The 15,827-nt window shown below is 67.2% G+C and carries 14 protein-coding genes and 1 tRNA gene; 7 read left to right on the forward strand and 8 right to left on the reverse strand.

The window, feature by feature from the left end; all coding sequences use genetic code 11:
• The first annotated feature begins 60 nt into the window (after positions 1 to 60).
• From ACZYZF_RS18195 to ACZYZF_RS18205, 3 genes are all read left to right on the forward strand, one after another.
• Complete coding sequence (locus ACZYZF_RS18195) at positions 61 to 567, forward strand: tRNA adenosine deaminase-associated protein (RefSeq protein WP_463743750.1); 507 nt, start codon at positions 61 to 63, stop codon at positions 565 to 567.
• Entirely contained in the window at positions 564 to 1,019 is a 456-nt protein-coding gene (locus ACZYZF_RS18200) for a nucleoside deaminase (protein ID WP_463836405.1), read from the forward strand. Before ACZYZF_RS18195 ends, ACZYZF_RS18200 begins: the two co-directional genes overlap by 4 nt.
• 71 nt (positions 1,020 to 1,090) lie before the next feature.
• Positions 1,091 to 1,181: transfer RNA gene (locus tag ACZYZF_RS18205), tRNA-Ser, on the forward strand.
• 179 nt (positions 1,182 to 1,360) lie between these two features.
• On the opposite strand, the gene ACZYZF_RS18210 is transcribed toward ACZYZF_RS18205, so the two are convergent.
• The 7 genes from ACZYZF_RS18210 to ACZYZF_RS18240 all read right to left on the reverse strand — a co-directional run bounded on the left by ACZYZF_RS18210 (position 1,361) and on the right by ACZYZF_RS18240 (position 8,229).
• Positions 1,361 to 2,233, reverse strand: a complete 873-nt coding sequence (locus ACZYZF_RS18210; protein WP_463836406.1) for an SAM-dependent methyltransferase — start codon at positions 2,231 to 2,233, stop codon at positions 1,361 to 1,363.
• A gap of 164 nt (positions 2,234 to 2,397) precedes the next feature.
• Positions 2,398 to 2,835 carry a DoxX family membrane protein gene (locus ACZYZF_RS18215; RefSeq protein WP_463836407.1) on the reverse strand — a complete coding sequence of 146 codons (438 nt, stop codon included), beginning with the start codon at positions 2,833 to 2,835 and terminating at the stop codon, positions 2,398 to 2,400.
• Positions 2,832 to 4,247, reverse strand: coding sequence for a Dyp-type peroxidase (locus ACZYZF_RS18220; protein WP_463836408.1), 1,416 nt, complete (start codon positions 4,245 to 4,247; stop codon positions 2,832 to 2,834). Before ACZYZF_RS18220 ends, ACZYZF_RS18215 begins: the two co-directional genes overlap by 4 nt.
• Positions 4,244 to 5,593: a hypothetical protein gene (locus tag ACZYZF_RS18225; protein WP_463836409.1), complete on the reverse strand. Its 1,350-nt coding sequence runs from the start codon at positions 5,591 to 5,593 to the stop codon at positions 4,244 to 4,246. Before ACZYZF_RS18225 ends, ACZYZF_RS18220 begins: the two co-directional genes overlap by 4 nt.
• Before the next feature lie 5 nt (positions 5,594 to 5,598).
• Positions 5,599 to 6,069 carry a hypothetical protein gene (locus ACZYZF_RS18230; RefSeq protein ID WP_463743757.1) on the reverse strand — a complete coding sequence of 157 codons (471 nt, stop codon included), beginning with the start codon at positions 6,067 to 6,069 and terminating at the stop codon, positions 5,599 to 5,601.
• Complete coding sequence (locus tag ACZYZF_RS18235) at positions 6,066 to 7,859, reverse strand: peroxidase family protein (protein ID WP_463836410.1); 1,794 nt, start codon at positions 7,857 to 7,859, stop codon at positions 6,066 to 6,068. The genes ACZYZF_RS18230 and ACZYZF_RS18235 overlap by 4 nt, the downstream gene beginning before the upstream one ends.
• The gene (locus ACZYZF_RS18240) at positions 7,819 to 8,229 is read right to left on the reverse strand and encodes a hypothetical protein (RefSeq protein ID WP_463836411.1); all 411 of its coding nucleotides are present in this window, start codon (positions 8,227 to 8,229) and stop codon (positions 7,819 to 7,821) included. The genes ACZYZF_RS18235 and ACZYZF_RS18240 overlap by 41 nt, the downstream gene beginning before the upstream one ends.
• A gap of 122 nt (positions 8,230 to 8,351) precedes the next feature.
• Between ACZYZF_RS18240 and ACZYZF_RS18245 the strand changes: the two genes are divergently transcribed.
• The 4 genes from ACZYZF_RS18245 to ACZYZF_RS18260 all read left to right on the forward strand — a co-directional run bounded on the left by ACZYZF_RS18245 (position 8,352) and on the right by ACZYZF_RS18260 (position 14,046).
• Complete coding sequence (locus ACZYZF_RS18245) at positions 8,352 to 9,707, forward strand: WS/DGAT/MGAT family O-acyltransferase (protein WP_463743760.1); 1,356 nt, start codon at positions 8,352 to 8,354, stop codon at positions 9,705 to 9,707.
• An 87-nt stretch (positions 9,708 to 9,794) separates the two neighbouring features.
• The gene (locus ACZYZF_RS18250; RefSeq protein ID WP_463836621.1) at positions 9,795 to 12,014 is read left to right on the forward strand and encodes a propanediol/glycerol family dehydratase large subunit; all 2,220 of its coding nucleotides are present in this window, start codon (positions 9,795 to 9,797) and stop codon (positions 12,012 to 12,014) included.
• Positions 12,011 to 12,343 (forward strand): diol dehydratase small subunit, encoded by a 333-nt coding sequence (locus tag ACZYZF_RS18255; protein WP_463743761.1) that lies wholly within the window; start codon positions 12,011 to 12,013, stop codon positions 12,341 to 12,343. Before ACZYZF_RS18250 ends, ACZYZF_RS18255 begins: the two co-directional genes overlap by 4 nt.
• A gap of 2 nt (positions 12,344 to 12,345) precedes the next feature.
• Positions 12,346 to 14,046, forward strand: coding sequence for a diol dehydratase reactivase ATPase-like domain-containing protein (locus ACZYZF_RS18260; RefSeq protein ID WP_463836622.1), 1,701 nt, complete (start codon positions 12,346 to 12,348; stop codon positions 14,044 to 14,046).
• Here ACZYZF_RS18260 and ACZYZF_RS18265 read toward each other — a convergent pair.
• Positions 14,043 to 15,815 (reverse strand): penicillin-binding transpeptidase domain-containing protein, encoded by a 1,773-nt coding sequence (locus ACZYZF_RS18265; RefSeq protein WP_463836412.1) that lies wholly within the window; start codon positions 15,813 to 15,815, stop codon positions 14,043 to 14,045. The genes ACZYZF_RS18260 and ACZYZF_RS18265 overlap by 4 nt on opposite strands.
• Positions 15,816 to 15,827 lie beyond the last annotated feature (12 nt).

Below are 15,827 nucleotides of genomic sequence, written 5' to 3' on the forward strand. Positions count from 1 at the left end.
CAGCCGGGGCCGAGGGTGATCCCTGTCAAAATCGCTGGTCGGCGACTACCGTAGGCGGGCATGGAGGCACAGCGTGCACCGGCAGACCTTCCCGATGGCTTCGGGGTGGCCGTTGTCCGGGAGGACGGCAAGTGGCGGTGCGCCCCCATGCGGTCGTCCTCGTTGAAGAGTTTGACCGCGGCCGAGACCGAGCTTCGTGAGCTGCGCAGCGCCGGGGCGGTCTTCGGGCTGCTCGATGTGGACGACGAGTTTTTCGTGATCGTTCGGCCCGCGCCGGCCGGAACCCGGCTGCTGCTGTCGGACGCCACGGCGGCCCTGGACTACGACATCGCCGCCGAGGCGTTGGAGAATCTGGACGCTGACCTCGACGAAGAGGATCTTGAGGACGCGGACCCGTTCGAGGAGGGCGACATGTCGGTGCTGTCCGATATCGGTCTGCACGAGGACGTGCTCGGCGTGATCCTGTCCGAAACCGATCTGTATGCCGACGAGCAGATCGGGCGGATCGCCCGCGAGATGGGCTTCGCCGATGAGCTGTCGGCGGTGCTCGACCGGCTCGGTCGGTGAGTTCTTCCGACGAAACCCTGATCCGCGCTGCGCTTGATGCTGCCCGGATGGCCGGTCCGCGTGACGTACCGATCGGCGCAGTGGTGTTCGCCGCCGACGGCACCGAACTGGCCCGGGCCGCCAATGTCCGCGAGGCGTCCGGCGATCCCGCCGGGCATGCCGAGATCGTCGCGATACGGGAGGCCGCTCGGGTGCTCGGAGACGGGTGGCGGCTGGAAGGCGCGACGCTGGCCGTGACCGTCGAGCCGTGCACGATGTGTGCGGGCGCGCTGGTGCTGGCCCGGGTGGCGAGGGTGGTGTTCGGCGCATGGGAGCCCAAGACCGGGGCGGTCGGCTCGCTGTGGGATGTGGTCCGCGATCGCCGGCTCAACCACCGCCCCGAGGTGGTCGGGGGAGTGCTGGCCGACGAGTGCGCGGCCCTGCTGGAGGAGTTCTTCGCCGCCCAGCGGTGAGTTCTGTGCGTCGCAGCACCCGTGCCGAGCACGATTAGGGCTTGCGGCGCTCGCCCGGTAAGCTGCCACACGGTGGCGTGTCCGAGCGGCCTAAGGAGCACGCCTCGAAAGCGTGTGACGGGTAACCCCCGTCCGAGGGTTCAAATCCCTCCGCCACCGCCATAAACCCGCTTCCTGTTATCGCAGGTAGCGGGTTTTTTCATGCCGACGGATGTGGATCGCAACCATCGTCCGGCGCACTGTGTCGAACGTGCAGTCTTTGCCGCCTCAGACCCAGAAATCGCGATAATAAGCTGCACGCTCGTCACAGGGACCCGAGCACGACATCACAGAAGAGCCCGTTATCGCGCCGGCGCCTCCAACCGCAGGGCGGTGACGGTTCCGCTGCCGGTGTCTGAACCGACGTTGCGGGGATAGAGCGCGGCAAGATCGGCAAAGCTGTTGAAAGACGTTGCCCATCCCAGGCTTTCGATCCATTGCCGGGCGTCATCACCGAGGCCGCGGTCCACGTTGGGCATGTTCCGGTAGAGCTCGGCGGCCCCCTCGACCGATTTCAGGGTGGTGTTGAAGCTCTGGCCGCCCATCGTGGGGTATTCGTAGCGACTGCCCGGTGCGGACAGGCGCGTGACCGACTCGACCCCGGCGCGAGCCGCGGCCCTCGGCAGTGTCATCAGTGCATGGTCGACCCAGTGCGTCGGGATGGCGGGATCAAACCCGTTGGACACCAGGGATTCCGCCCAACCCTCGTCGGAGAGGTCGGCTTCGATGATGTGGCGTTCGCACGTGGCGACGGCGTCGCGCAGTAGCGGCTCCTTGAATGCGAACAGCTGGGGTAGGTCGACCTCGAACAGGCGCACGGGTTCGGGCCAGGTCAGCCGGAACGCGTGGGTGTCCAGCCCGGCCCCGATCAACACGATCTGGGGGCGCCCGGCCGCTGCGGCTTCGGTCAGGGCGTCGTCGACGAGGCGGACGCCGACGGTGCGGGATTCGTACATCACATCGGCCAGCTGCATCACGGTCGCCCAGGTATCGGCGGCGCCCTCCGGCGCGGTCGGGGCGAGATATGCCTGCTGTGCCGCCTCGACGAACCGGGCGGCATACGGATCGGCGTAGAGGCGGTCGTCCCGTTCGGTTTCCCGAGCCCGGATGACGGCGACCCCAACGGCGGTGAGCGGGGGGCCAGTCAGGGTTGTGGGCAGCTGTGATCCGTGCATTGATCCCCCTCGATGCGGCGTATTCATTACTTGACGGCCGGTAAGTAATCGTGCGACCACGCTAAGCTCATCCCTTACCGGGCGACAAGATTCGGGTCGTGGCCGCTGACGATCTCGTGGAGCGTGGCGATGACGGGGTGATCTGGCGGGATCGCGTCGGACATCTACGAGCGCAGCAATTGGTGACGTTCCGACGTCCCGGTCAGCGAAAGCCGGCCCGGTCCACTGAGCAACAGGCTGGCCACGCCCGCGAGGATCAGCAGTGCCTCGCGGAAACCGGGCAGCGGGTCACCGCCCGGTAGCGGTTCGGGAATGCCGCCGGCACTGAACCCGAGCACCAGCAGGCCCGCGACGTTGAGAGCGTTGACCACCGTGGCGAGCCGGAAGAAAACACCCAGCAGGATGCCGAGCCCGCCGCCGAACTCGACGACGCCCACGATCCAGCCGACAAAATCGGCGAACGGCACTCCGAGCTGCCCGACGAGGTAGGCGATGTTGGCGTGCCCACCGGACGCGAAGAGTTTGATGCCGCCGTGCAGGATCAGCCCGCCACCGAGGAACAATCGCAAAGGCAGCGGAGCCCATTCCCGCCAGGACGTCATGGCAGGGCCGCGAGATAGCGTGTGGCGGCCACACCGGGCATGAAGAAGTACGCGCCGCCGACGGTGTGAACAAAGCGGGGCAAGCCGGTGACGCGCCGGCGGATCGGCTCCTGCTGGACCGTGAATGTCCCGTTGCCGTTACCGTTTCCATTCCCGCGGGCGCCGATGATCGGATCGTCCTCGGTGTAGCCGCCGTCGAACTTGGTGCTGTTCACCCAGGTGTGCTGGATGAACTCGAACTGGCGCCCGAGTTGGGTGTTGAAACAGATGAAGTGCAGACCGCGCTCGACGCCGTCGTCAGCCGCCCCGATCATGTCGGCGGGCTCCATGGAAGGCGCCAACGGCGGCCCGTAGGCCCGGCCGCGGCGAATGATGCGGTGGCGCTTGCCCACATCGATCGAGCGGTCGGATCCGGGTACGGGATCGAGCGCATCGCGTGGGTTGGACCGCCGCAGGTGCGAGCCGATCGGGCAGCTCAGACCGTCGGAATCTCCAGACCGGAAGTACATGAAGTCGTTGTCGTCGGCAAGTGCCGGATTGTCGGCGGTGGGCGCCTTCACCAGCGGCGCGCCGCTCGGCCAGCGACCCACCATCTTGGTCGCCAACCCCACGCAGGCCGGCACCCGGTCGAGCGTATCGCCGGATCGTTCGGCGAGGCTGTTCCAGAATCCGGCCACATCCTGCTCGAGCTGCCGGAAGACCAGGTAGCTTCCGCTCTTGCCGAGGTCGCGCTGCGCCGGCACGTCGGCCGCGGCGGGCAACAGGTCTTGCGGGTCGGCGGACGGATCGACCAAAACCCGGTCGGTGTACTGCCCATAGGCGTTGGGATACCCGAGCACGAATTCGCCTGGGGCCACCGTGTTTCCCGCCGGTCCGCTCTCGTCGTAGCCGTCGATCAGGGGTTGCGAAATGCCGTCTCGAAAACCGAAGTGCTCCTTGCGTCCAGGGAGCGTCACCGAATCGAGCCGCCTGACGACGCGCATCCCTGAGCCGGGCAGGTCGTGGCTGTCTTCGAGCGCCCCGACCGCGGCAGCGTCACGCGCATAGAGCAGCAACAGCGCGTGGATGTCGTCGCCGTTCCATCGCCAAGTCGACGGGGAGCTGTCACCGTGGTCGCCGAGAATGCGACGGCGATGCTCGGTGCCGGACATCCCCTCGCGGAACTCACCGGCCAGCATTCCGAGGTGTTCGGGCCCCAGCCCCAGCCGCGCCAGGCCCGACGGCGTGAAGGCGATGTTGGTGCACGTGTCGGTAACCTCGGGCCGGACTGTGCTGTTGCGCAACTCCAAGCTCGACAGCCACCGTTTGGCCGCCGCGACGTCGTCGATCGTCATAAGCAGGAACGCCGCGTCGTCCAGCGCGCCATAGCCATGCAGGATGACGCCCTGAATGTCGTCCAGTTGGAGTGTCATAGCCGGTCCCAGGGAATGCTGTCGAGCTTTCGGGCCGCCCAGTTGGACTCGGGAAGGTCATTGCCGCAACCGAACCGGCGCAACCAGCGCCGCGTCCCGGCATCGTCCATGTGGTCGGAGAGGCCCTGTCGGATGGCTTCGTTGTTGGCGATGTTCTTGGTGGTCAGATGTGGGTAGGCGCTGTACCAGACATTGCTCGGGGCTTGACGGGTGGGCAGCAGCTTCTTGTAGGCCTTCTCGTCGGTGATGCCGCCGAGGAACAAGAATCGTGTGCGCGGGAAACCGTCGCCGTTGCTGAAGATGGCGTTGAGCCCCCAGAACGCCTTGTCGATGAAGTCGTTCATGTAGCTTTCCAGGCTGCCGTCATAGTTGCTCGAGAAGAACAGGCCGCGGTTGCCGTTCATCCGTACCCACCGCGCGAAATGAATTGTGTTGAGCCCGGACAGCGTTCCGCGGTTGTAGATATGGCGGGTTGCGTAGTCGGTGAGAAACAGGATGGCGGTCGTGGTCAGCCGCCGGAACATCCCGGGTTTGAGAAATCCGACGGCCACGATCTGGTTGTGCGCCCAGTAGTCCTCGTCGTCGCGATAGGCCCGGACCACCTCGGGTGCGGCCCCGCGGGTGTCGGGGATGTCGCGCTTCTCGTGGTAGCGGAGCACGAGCGTGAACAATCCGAGGCCGAGCGCCACGAGCGGCAGGAACAGCACCGTCACCACCGCCAGTACGGCAATCCAGAAGTACTTGTGCACAGCCTCTTTGGCCCGCCACCGTAAGGACGGCCCCTCCGCCTGTGTCAAAGCCCAGGCCAGATCCTTGCGGTCGCGCACAAAGTCGACGATCGCGCTCTTGATCTTCCCCGGATCCAGCGACCCGAGGTCGCCTGCATCCAGGAACCGGTTGATCTCACGCTGCAGCAGATCCTCCTGCCGGATCTGGCTGACTGATCTGCCCCGTCGGTTGATGTGTGCCGCAGCGGTTTTGACCTGGTGCCCCCGCAGGAACGCCCGCCGCGCAGATTCTGACGTGACGTCCGGGTATCCGACGCAGTGGGAGAACACCGCGTCGAGCCCGGCGCCGCAGAGGGTCGTGAGTTCGTCGAGATGCCCGCGCAGTGGCGCGTCGACATCGGTCAGCAATGCGAGTTGAGCAGGTACCGGACGGCCGTCGAGATCCTCAGCTGGGTCGAACAGGACGAGTCTGGCGAAGTGCAGACCACTCAGCTTCTCGAACGGCAGCACGTCCCACCGTTCGACGTGGTCGGGGATGCGTCCCAGCAGGTCTCGCAGTGATGCCAGCCGGTCGCCGCTCACCTCGGCGAGCACGGTGAAAGCTTCCTGGTGTGGCATCGGGATCACCCGGTCGATGCAATGGTGAACCACCCGATGCGTTTCCGCCCCAGCCATACGACGCCGAGGTAGAAGCCGGGACCGACCTGGCGGATCTCGTCGCGCACCATGCGGGCCAGGAACGACGTCTCGGAGTAGTCGATGAGCACGCAGTCACCGCAGTCCACCCAGCTCGAAGCGATCGAGAGCCGGGCTTTGACAAGCCGCAGGCCGAACGGGGTGACCTTGTTGCGCAGTACCCCCTCGCGACGGTCGAGCACCTTGCCCTGCCAGATGAGCACGCGGACCAGCCGGGCAAGTGGCTTCGCCAGCCACGTCCCCGGCCAGGCCAGCAGCGTGCCCCGGGTATCCCCGTCGGGGATGGGTCCGGCCTTCGACTGCCGGAACAGCAGGTCCAACGCGCTGTTGGGGTAGGCGAGCAACAGCGACTCGTCGAGGCTCGCCGCCCGGCTCAGCTCCGGATCGGGTCGTGTCATCGTCGTTCCTGACTCAGGCGGGGCCACGGTGCGAATGCGTTGCCGTGCCCGCGCAGCACCGGTTCCAGCTCGGGATAGTGGCGGATGAGCACCGAGCACATATCGTTGTCGGCAATCCACGCGATGCCCTCTGGTGTGTAGACCCGCGGGGTGAAGTCGGTCGTGAAGAACCGGTCACTCTTCAGTCGCCGGGTCGCCATCAGCACGAAGATGCGGAATGCGGTGTCGCTGAAGCCGAATCCGGCCGGCAGCTTCTCACCGAACATGCCGACCATGGCATCGACCTTCTCGATGTCACCGCCGTAGATCTCGCTCATCTTGAGGGCGGTGTCGCGGTCCCCTCCGCTGACCTCATCGAACGATGTCGCCGGGTTCAACCGCAGCCTGCGGCGGAACTCGTTGTAGCGCGGCACGCCCCGCTCGCGGGAGCGGATGATGTCGGTCGAGATCATGTCGATGACGTGGCCGTCGGTGCGGTCCAAGCGGCGCATGAAGTTCGGGCTGTTGTGCAAGGTGACCGCGCCGGGATGCGCGACGCCCAGCGAGTAGATGCAGTTCGACACCCCCATGCTCTTGAGTGCGCCGCGCGAGTTGGCGCCGCCGTGGATGCTGTCGAACGAAAGCTGCTGCGGCTCGGCATTTCCGGCGAGGTTGAGAAATTCGTAGTCGTCGGGCACCAGTGGGTGCATGCGATAGACGGTGACGAAGTCTTCGGTGATGGAGTACGGCGCGGTGTGGTGATCGGTGGCCGATCCGACGACGCCGCTGATCGCCTCGCTCGAGCTGATCCGCCCGAACAGTTGCTTGACGCGTTCGCCGGCGAGCCCGAACCAGTTGGCCCGCATACCGATCTGCAGCGTCGGGTGGCCGAGGATCGCCGGCGTCCACTCGATGGTGTGGATCTTGGCGATCAATGCGGCGTTGATCATCCGCGCCTTGTTGAAGATCTGGTCGCCGGTCCACGTCGGGTAGGCGGCCTTCAGCCGGTCACAGATGGCGTTGTGTTCACGCAGGAAGATCGTGCCCATGAGCTCCAGGCCGAGCCACCATCCGTCCGCACCGCCGGAGGCACCGAGCATCGCCGGATCCAGATCGATGAAGCCGTCGGCGTCGATACGTACCTTGCCGTCATTCGAGTTCTGCGTGCGGATCGCGTCCTGGAACGGCTGGTTGCTGCCGTAGATCTGCGACGCATCCCACCAATGGGTCTCGGTGTTGATGAACGTGGTCTCGCCGGGTGTCGGGTTCGGGTCCGCGGGTGTGGACGGAATCCGGATTGTCGCCTCGTCCCAGTCGTCGCCCTCGGGCACGGGGATCTCGATCATCTTGCTGGGGTCGGTGTCGTGGCTGAACCAGTCGCGGGTCTCGAACTGCAGCCAGGCCGCCGCCAGGACGTTGAGTGTGGTGGCCGGCTTGAACGTGTCGCGGCGCAGCAACTCGTTGCTGATGGTGCGCGGGTTCGGATCCATCAGGTGTGGCGGTTGCTCGGCGTGCCCCTCGTCGAGCGGCACGTTGCGGCCGAACCGGGTCGTGGCCATACCCATCGAGGGGGCGGACAGGTCGTTGTAGGAGCCGTCGACTGTCCGGACGGTGAGGTACTCGGCTGGGGTGTGGCTCGGCGCCGCCGGGGGTTTGCCCCGATACGCGTCGTAGAGGTTGTGTTCGCGCAGTGCGTCGCGAACCCCGATCAGAACGCCGAGTCCGAGCCAGGGCGGGAGCTTGTCCCACCCGATCCGGCGGTCGACGACCTCAGTGGCTTTGAGGAACCACCTCGTGAGTAGTGACGGCATCCCGGCCTCCTTTCCATGCGGTGACGGCAAGTGTGGTGTTGATCGCGGAGATGACGATGGTCATCAGCCCTTGTTTGCGGGGCAGGTCGCCGCGGGCGGCGGTGACGGTGGCCGAGACGGTGTCGGCGGCGTGGATGAGAACCGCGAGCCTTTCGGCGCGACGCAGTTCCTTGCCGTGCAGCACCAGGAGGTCGAGCCCGATGAGGACGGTTCGGATTCCGAACATCCGGAAGGGGTAGGTGCCAGAACGATCCTGGGCCGTATCGACGCCCAGGCGGCCGAGCAGTTTCTCGGGCGCGAACAATCCGGCCGCTCCGTTGACGATTCGGATCACGGCGAGCGCCTTGCGTGCTGCGGTTGGGACCTGCACCGTGACACCTCCACTCAACGACGGGGCTGTGGATAGATCGTGCTGCTGATTCCGGGTGCGTGCGCGAGTAGTCGGCTACTTGTTTTGTCGCCCCGCGACCCGGGTGCGCGTTGAATGGGTCCATGGACCTGATGTCGCCGACCGATTCGATGTTTCTGATCGCCGAGACACGGGAGCACCCGTTTCACGTCGGCGGCCTCGCGCTCTATGAACCACCGGCGGGTGCGGGCCGCGAATTCGTGCGGGAGTTGTACGACGAGATGGTCGCCCACACCGACGTCGAACCGGTGTTCCGCAAGCACCCGGCGACGATTCTGGGCGGCATCGCGAACGTCGGCTGGACCTACGACAACGAGGTCGATCTGGACTACCACCTGCGCCGCTCGGGGCTGCCGTCGCCGGGCCGGGTCCGTGACCTGCTCGAGCTGACCTCGCGCCTGCACGGCAGCCTGCTCGACCGGCACCGTCCACTGTGGGAGGCGCATCTGATCGAGGGGCTTGCCGACGGCCGGTTCGCGGTCTACACAAAGATGCACCACTCGCTGATCGACGGGGTGTCGGCGCTCAAACTGTTGACGCGCACGCTGTCGGAGGATCCCGGTGACACCGAGGTGCGGGTGCCGTGGGCGCTGCCGCGCAGGAAGCGTCCGCGTCAGAGTTCGTCGCTGCTGCGGACGGTCACCGATGCGGCCGGGTCGGTCGCGGGGCTGGCGCCGTCGACGCTGCGGCTGGCCCGGTCGGCGCTGCTCGAACAGCAGCTCACCTTGCCGTTCGCGGCACCCAAGACCATGTTCAACGTGAAGATCGGCGGTGCCCGTCGGGTCGCGGCGCAGTCCTGGCCGCTGGAGCGGTTCCAGCGGATCTCACGGGCGGCCGGGTTCACGGTCAACGATGTGGTGCTCGCGGTGTGCGCCGGTGCGTTGCGCGCCTACCTGTTGGAGCAGGAGGCACTGCCGGACCAGCCGTTGATTGCGATGGTTCCGGTGAGCCTGCGCACCGAACACGAGGCGGACGCCGGCGGTAATCTGGTCGGCACGGTGCTGTGCAATTTGGGTACCGACATCGAAGATCCAGCGGATCGGCTGAACGCGGTCGCTGAGTCGATGCGGGGCAACAAGAAGGTGTTCTCCGAGCTGCCGCGGGTTCAGGCTCTGGCGCTGTCGGCGATGATGATCGCCCCGCTGGGCCTTGCTGCGGTCCCCGGGTTCGTCAGGGCCACGGCGCCGCCGTTCAACCTGGTCATCTCCAATGTGCCCGGGCCACGACAACCGTTGTACTGGAAGGGCGCTCGGCTGGACGGCAACTACCCGCTGTCGATCGCCCTGGATGGCCAGGCCATGAACATCACCTTGGCCAACAACGCCGACAACCTGGATTTCGGTTTGGTCGGCTGCCGGCGCAGTGTGCCGCATCTGCAACGCATGCTCAGCCATCTCGAGGACTCCCTCAAGGCGCTTGAGGTCGCGTCCGGGGCCTGATCCAAAAGGCGTAATGGGTAGACCAAATAGCGTTCGTCCCGCAAAATGGTCGCCGTGACGGATGACGGCGGGGCCTACCTCGGCAGGATGCGGATCCTCGATGCGAAACCGGTGAACCTCGACGGGTTCAGTGTCGCGAACCCTGAGCTCGGCCTGGTCGCGATGCGCAGTCCGAACGATCCGGAACCGTCGCTGGTCATCTGTGACGGAAAGGTCGTGGAGCTGGACGGCAAGGCCGCCGCCGACTTCGACGTGATCGACGAGTTCATCGCCCGCTACGGCCTGGACCTCGACGTCGCGGCCGAGGCCATGGCCTGCTCCGACGTCGAACTCGCGCGCAAGACCGTCGACCTCAACGTGCCGCGCGCCGAGGTGGTCCGGCTGATCGGCGGCACCACGCCCGCCAAACTGGCGAGGGTCATCGCCGTATTGACGCCGGTCGAGATGCAGGTGGCGATGACAAAGATGCGGGCGCGGCGCACCCCGAGCAATCAGGCCCACGTCACCAATCAGCTCGACGATCCGATGCTGATCGCCGCCGACGCGGCCAGCGCGGTTGCCTACGGGTTCCGGGAGGTCGAGACGACGGTACCGGTGCTCGGCGATGCCCCGTCGAATGCCGTTGCGTTGCTGATCGGTTCGCAGGTCGGGACCCCGGGTGCGATGGCGCAATGCGCGATCGAGGAGGCGCTGGAACTGCGGTTGGGTATGCGCGGGCTGACCAGTTATGCCGAGACCATTTCCATCTACGGCACCGAGCAGGTGTTCGTCGACGGCGACGACACCCCGTTCTCCAAGGCGATCCTGACGAGTGCCTACGCGTCGCGTGGCCTGAAGATGCGGGTCACCAGCGGCGGCGGCGCCGAGGTGCTGATGGGCGCGGCCGAGAAGTGTTCGATCCTCTACCTGGAATCGCGTTGCGTGTCGCTGGCCCGGGCGCTCGGTTCGCAGGGTGTGCAGAACGGCGGTATCGACGGGGTCGGTGTGGTGGCCTCGGTGCCCGAGGGCATGAAGGAACTGCTCGCCGAGAACCTCATGGTGATGATGCGCGACCTGGAATCGTGCGCGGGCAATGACAACCTGATCTCCGAATCCGACATCCGTCGCACCGCCCACACCCTGCCGGTCCTGCTGGCCGGCGCGGATTTCATCTTCTCCGGGTTCGGCTCGATCCCGCGCTACGACAACGCCTTCGCACTGTCCAACTTCAACTCCGACGACATGGACGATTTCTTGGTCCTGCAACGGGATTGGGGAGCCGACGGCGGTCTGCGCACCGTGTCGGCCGAGCATCTGGCCGCGGTGCGGCGGCGGGCCGCGACGGCCGTGCAGGCGGTGTACCGCGATTTGGGCCTGGCGGATTTCGCCGACAGCCACATCGAGGAGGTGGTGGTCGCCAACGGGTCACGCGATCTGCCACCTGGCGACCCGAAGGCCGTCGCGGAAGCCGCCAATGCCATCGAGGCCAAACAGCTCACGGTGTTCGACGTGGTGGCCTCGCTGAAGCGCACCGGTTACGACGACGAGGCCGAGGCCATCATGCGGCTCACGGCAGAACGTCTGCGCGGCGACCAGTTGCAGACCTCGGCGATCTTCGACGAGCAGTTCCGGGTGCTGTCCAAGATCACCGATCCGAACGATTACACCGGTCCCGGAACGGGTTACACGCTGACCGACGCGCGCCACGCCGAGATCGACAACATCCGCCAACAGCGCAACTCCACCGAACTCACCGCCGACCAGACCGCGCATGCCGGCCACATCACGGTCACCGACCTCGAACCCGCCCGGCAGGGCAGCGATCCGCGGGAAGTGTGCATCGGCCTCTCGCCGGCGCTGGGCCGCAGTGTGTGGCTGAGCCTGTGCGGCCTGCCGATCGGGGAGGTGATCCGCCAACTCTGCGCCGGACTGGAGGAGGAGGGCTGTGTGCCACGGTTCGTGCGGGTGCGCTCGACCATCGACGTCGGCCTGATCGGCCTGACCGCGGCCAAGCTGTCCGGGTCCGGGATCGGAATCGGATTGCAGGGCAAGGGTACTGCGCTCATCCATCGTCGGGATCTGGCGCCCCTGGCCAACCTCGAACTGTTCAGCGTGGCCCCGTTGCTGACCGGGCGCAACTACCGCGAACTGGGCCGTAACGCGGCCCGTCACGCCAAGGGCATGGCGCCGGTGCCGATCCTCACCGGCGGTACCGACGAGTCGATCTCGGCGCGCTATCACGCCCGCGCCGTCGCGCTGGTCGCATTGGAGCGTGAGGCCAGTGAACCGGGCCAGGCACCGGTCACGGTGGAGGTGACGCGGGCATGAGCGACAAGATATCTGTTGCGGCCGCCGTTGACGGCAAGCTCGACCTGTCGGATCTGCGGATGGACCCGACGACGCTGGCGCACCAGGCCGTCGTCGCCGAGGAGAACGGCAACCCTCAGCTGGCCGAGAATTTCCTGCGCGCAGCGGAATTGGCGACCATCGACGACGAAGAGGTGATGGGGCTGTACGAGGCGCTGCGCCCGCACCGCTCCACGGCCGCCGAACTCGATGCATTGCAGGCATCGCTGGAAACCCGTGGTGCCGCACGTTGCGCGGAACTGGTGCGGCAGGCGGCCGCGGTCTACGCCCGGCGGGGCCTGTTGCGGTGACGGTGCCCGAACGCATCGTCGCCGGGATCGACGTCGGCAACCACACCACCGAGATCGTGCTGGCCCGCATCGTGGACGGCGAGGTGCAACCACTGAGCCATGGACAGGCACCGACTCGGGGCCGCAAGGGATCCCGGGACTCTCTGGAGGGGGCGGCTGCGCTGCTGCACCGCATCGAGGTCGAGGCTGAGGTATCGGCCGATGAGTTGGCACTCTCGGCGATCCGGCCGGTCGACACCGAAACCGCCCCGCTGGCTCCGGCAGCGTCGCCGCGCTCGCCGGTGCGCAGCCTGCGCCGGCCCGACGCCAGTACCCCGGCTGGTACGGGTTACGCAGTCGGGCGACATGTGGCGCTGGCGGAACTGGCCGGCCAAGCCCAGCCCGGCCCGGTGGTCGTCTCGGTGGACGGCGACACCGATTTCGAGGTCGCGGCGGCTGCGATCACCCAAGCGGTGTCGCGGGGTTGGACTATCGCGGGTGTGCTGGCCGCCCAGGACGATGCGGTGTTGATCCGCAACCGGATTCCGCTCGACGTTCCGGTGGTCGATGAGGTGATCCTCGACGGTTTGGCGGCCGGTGCGCTGGTCGCGGTGGAGGTGGTGGCCGAGGGTCGCGCCTACCGGGCCCTGGCGGATCCGATCGCGCTGTGCGCGGCACTGGAGCTCGGGCACGACCAGATCCACGATGTCGCCGAATTCACCAGGGAGCTCTCGGATTCTCCGGCCATCGCCGTGACGGTGCGGACCGAGCCGCCGGAACCACCTGCGGTGGACGACGACTACGTCGAGTTCAGGATCAACGGCGCGCCCGTACGGTATTCGCCGGCCCAGGCGCACGCCATCCTGCGCCGCGAACCGCCGGGCAGCGTGGTGCGGATCCGGTTGCGCTCCGTCCCGACTCCCGATCATGAGATCGCGGTCGACGACGCCTTTTTCACCGATCTCGCTGCCCTCGACAGCGGCACGTGGCTGCGCCGCGGCGTTGCCGACGCCCGCGGCACGGTCGTGGCGCTGCTGGCCGCCGATCACGTCGAGGATGCCGCGTCGACGCTTACCGAACTGACCGGGCGTCCGGCCCGCACCATCGCCACTGAACCCGAAGCGGCTGCCCGTGGCGCGCACACCACGCCGGGCCTGCCGCCGGATTCGGTGGTGTGCGATATCGGCGGCGGCACCATCGATCTGATCGGTGCCGATCGCACGGTGACGGCCGCGGGCGCGGGGGAGACCATCACCGTGGCGGTGGCGCGGATGCTCAACATCCCCCGGGCCCTGGCCGAACGGGTCAAGCGCACCCCGGCGATCCGGGTCGAGGGACCGCACGTGGCGCACGAGGAGGACGGGCGGCGGCTGTTCCTCGACACGCCCGCCCCGGCTGATGCGATCGGCAGGCTCTGCACCCGCGGCACCGCCGGGCTGGTGCCGTTCTCCACCAAACTGGCTGCCGAGGAATGGCGCAGCCTACGGCTGGCGATCAAACAGGAGACCGTGGCAGCGAACATCGCCCGCTGCCTGGCTGCCTTCGAGAAACCCCCGACGGCGTTGGTGCTGGCCGGCGGCGGCGCGCTCGATGACGAGCTGCTGCGCACGGTCGGCGAATCTCTGCGTAGCGCGGGAGTTGTGGTGGGGCGAGCCAACATCGACGGGGTGCACGGTCCGCGGTTTGCGGTGGCATCAGGGCTGGTGCACCTCTCCGCGATCTAGCGGGTAGCCCGCAAGAAATCGCCCGAGATCTTCACCGCGGGTGTCGACGAGTCCCCGCCGACCACCAACGTGGCGAACGCGATGTCCCCGGCAATCCCGGCGAACCACCCATGCGAGTGTGTGTTGTCGCCGAATTCCGCCGTGCCTGTCTTGCCGCCGAGGTCGGGGATGTCGCTCAATTGGCTTGCGGTGCCCTCGGTCACGGTCTTGCGCATCATGTCCCGCAGCGCGGTGGTGACCGGGGCCGGCAGCGGCTCGGAGGCGGTATCGGCGGTCACCTTCTCGCCGTCGACCAGGCTGGGCAGGACGGTCGAGCCGTGCGCCAGGCTGGCCTCGGCGACCGCGAGTCCGAACGGGCTGACGGTCACGGTGCCCTGGCCGATGCCGTTTTCCACTCGCTGGGCGGCGGTGTCGGCGTTGGGAACCCGGCCGGTCACCGTGGTGAGTCCGGGAATGGTGAAGTCCACCCCGATGCCGAATGCGCGGGCCGTGTTGGTCAGCGCATCAGCGGGCAGCTTGTCCGACAGCGCCGCCATGCTGGTGTTGCACGAATGGGAGAACGCTGACGACAAGGGCACTGTCCCCAGGTCGAAGTCGTCGTCGTTGGGAATGGTGCGGTTCTCGATGGTCAACTGCCCCGGGCAGGCCACCGGAGTGTCCGGGGTGGCCAGACCGGCCTCCAGCGCGGCCGCGGTGGTGATGGTCTTGAATGTCGACCCTGGCGGGTAGAGCCCTGAAAACGCAATGGCACCTTGGGGATCCGCGGCCGTGTTCTGCGCGGCGGCCAGAATGCCGCCGGTCGTACCGGAGATCGCGACCAGCACCGCGGGCCGGGCCTCCTGGGCGACGGCCTGTTGGGCGAGCAGTTGCAGCCGCAGGTCCAGGGTGGTGCGCATCGGGTCGGTCGGCGCGGGCGGTTGGGCAGTGAGCCGCTGCGCGGGTGCACTGTCCCCGGCGACCAGGTAGACCGACCACCCGGCAGCTTTGGTGATCCGGTCGTGCCACAGCTGGGCCAGCCCGCCGATGGCCGGCGACGACAGCTGGCGGTCCGTGGTCAGCAGGTCGCCCTGCTCGGCGACGGTGACGCCGGGAATCTGGGTCAGTTGGTCGCGTACCTGGGCGAGGTCGTCTTCGCGCAGTTTCATCACCGTCACGCGATCGTCGGTGTTCGACGTGAACTGTGCGCCGATGGACTCCGCGGTAGTGCCGGCATCGAAGCGGTTCAGCGCCGCGGCGAGCGGCGCGGCGGAATCGAGGTGGGCGCGGTCCAGCGAGATCACGCCGACGGTCTGCCACGTCATCAACGGCTGGCCGGTCCGGTCGAGCACCGGAGTCTGCAGGTCGCTGTCGGTGCTGTATTGAAATCGCAGGCCGTCCCGCAGGTCTCGGTGCAACAGCGTCGGCGTCCAGGTGATGAGCCAGTCGTCACCGGTCTTGGCCGCGGTGCCGGCGGTGTCGTAGCCGAAATCGTGGCCCTCACCCCAGGACCACTGATACTTCAGGGTCGCGCCGTTCCGATCATCGGGTTCGGCGCTGACCTTGACCGAGGCGGCGTCGCCCATGCCGTTGAACATCGAGGTGATTGCCGGCTCGGCCGCTGCGGGGTCGTTGGTCTGCGCGGCCGCCCCGTGGGCGTCTTTGCGTTGCACGGCATCGGCAAAGGCGGCGAATCGGTCAGCCGGATCCGGGGCAGACGAGCATCCGACGACCGGGAGGAACAGGCCGAGCAGCAGGAACCAGACGATGGCGGGATGGTGCCGTCGAGTCATGTCCCCAGCATG

The organism is Mycobacterium sp. IDUB_24 (genome assembly GCF_055419385.1).

Bases quoted from the DNA above. Each gene is read 5' to 3' on its own strand.
- ACZYZF_RS18195 (WP_463743750.1), top strand. From the start codon at position 61: ATGGAGGCACAGCGTGCACCGGCAGACCTTCCCGATGGCTTCGGGGTG.
- ACZYZF_RS18210 (WP_463836406.1), bottom strand. From the start codon at position 2,233: ATGCACGGATCACAGCTGCCCACAACCCTGACTGGCCCCCCGCTCACC.
- ACZYZF_RS18215 (WP_463836407.1), bottom strand. From the start codon at position 2,835: ATGACGTCCTGGCGGGAATGGGCTCCGCTGCCTTTGCGATTGTTCCTC.
- ACZYZF_RS18220 (WP_463836408.1), bottom strand. From the start codon at position 4,247: ATGACACTCCAACTGGACGACATTCAGGGCGTCATCCTGCATGGCTAT.
- ACZYZF_RS18225 (WP_463836409.1), bottom strand. From the start codon at position 5,593: ATGCCACACCAGGAAGCTTTCACCGTGCTCGCCGAGGTGAGCGGCGAC.
- ACZYZF_RS18230 (WP_463743757.1), bottom strand. From the start codon at position 6,069: ATGACACGACCCGATCCGGAGCTGAGCCGGGCGGCGAGCCTCGACGAG.
- ACZYZF_RS18235 (WP_463836410.1), bottom strand. From the start codon at position 7,859: ATGCCGTCACTACTCACGAGGTGGTTCCTCAAAGCCACTGAGGTCGTC.
- ACZYZF_RS18245 (WP_463743760.1), top strand. From the start codon at position 8,352: ATGGACCTGATGTCGCCGACCGATTCGATGTTTCTGATCGCCGAGACA.
- ACZYZF_RS18250 (WP_463836621.1), top strand. From the start codon at position 9,795: ATGCGGATCCTCGATGCGAAACCGGTGAACCTCGACGGGTTCAGTGTC.
- ACZYZF_RS18255 (WP_463743761.1), top strand. From the start codon at position 12,011: ATGAGCGACAAGATATCTGTTGCGGCCGCCGTTGACGGCAAGCTCGAC.
- ACZYZF_RS18265 (WP_463836412.1), bottom strand. From the start codon at position 15,815: ATGACTCGACGGCACCATCCCGCCATCGTCTGGTTCCTGCTGCTCGGC.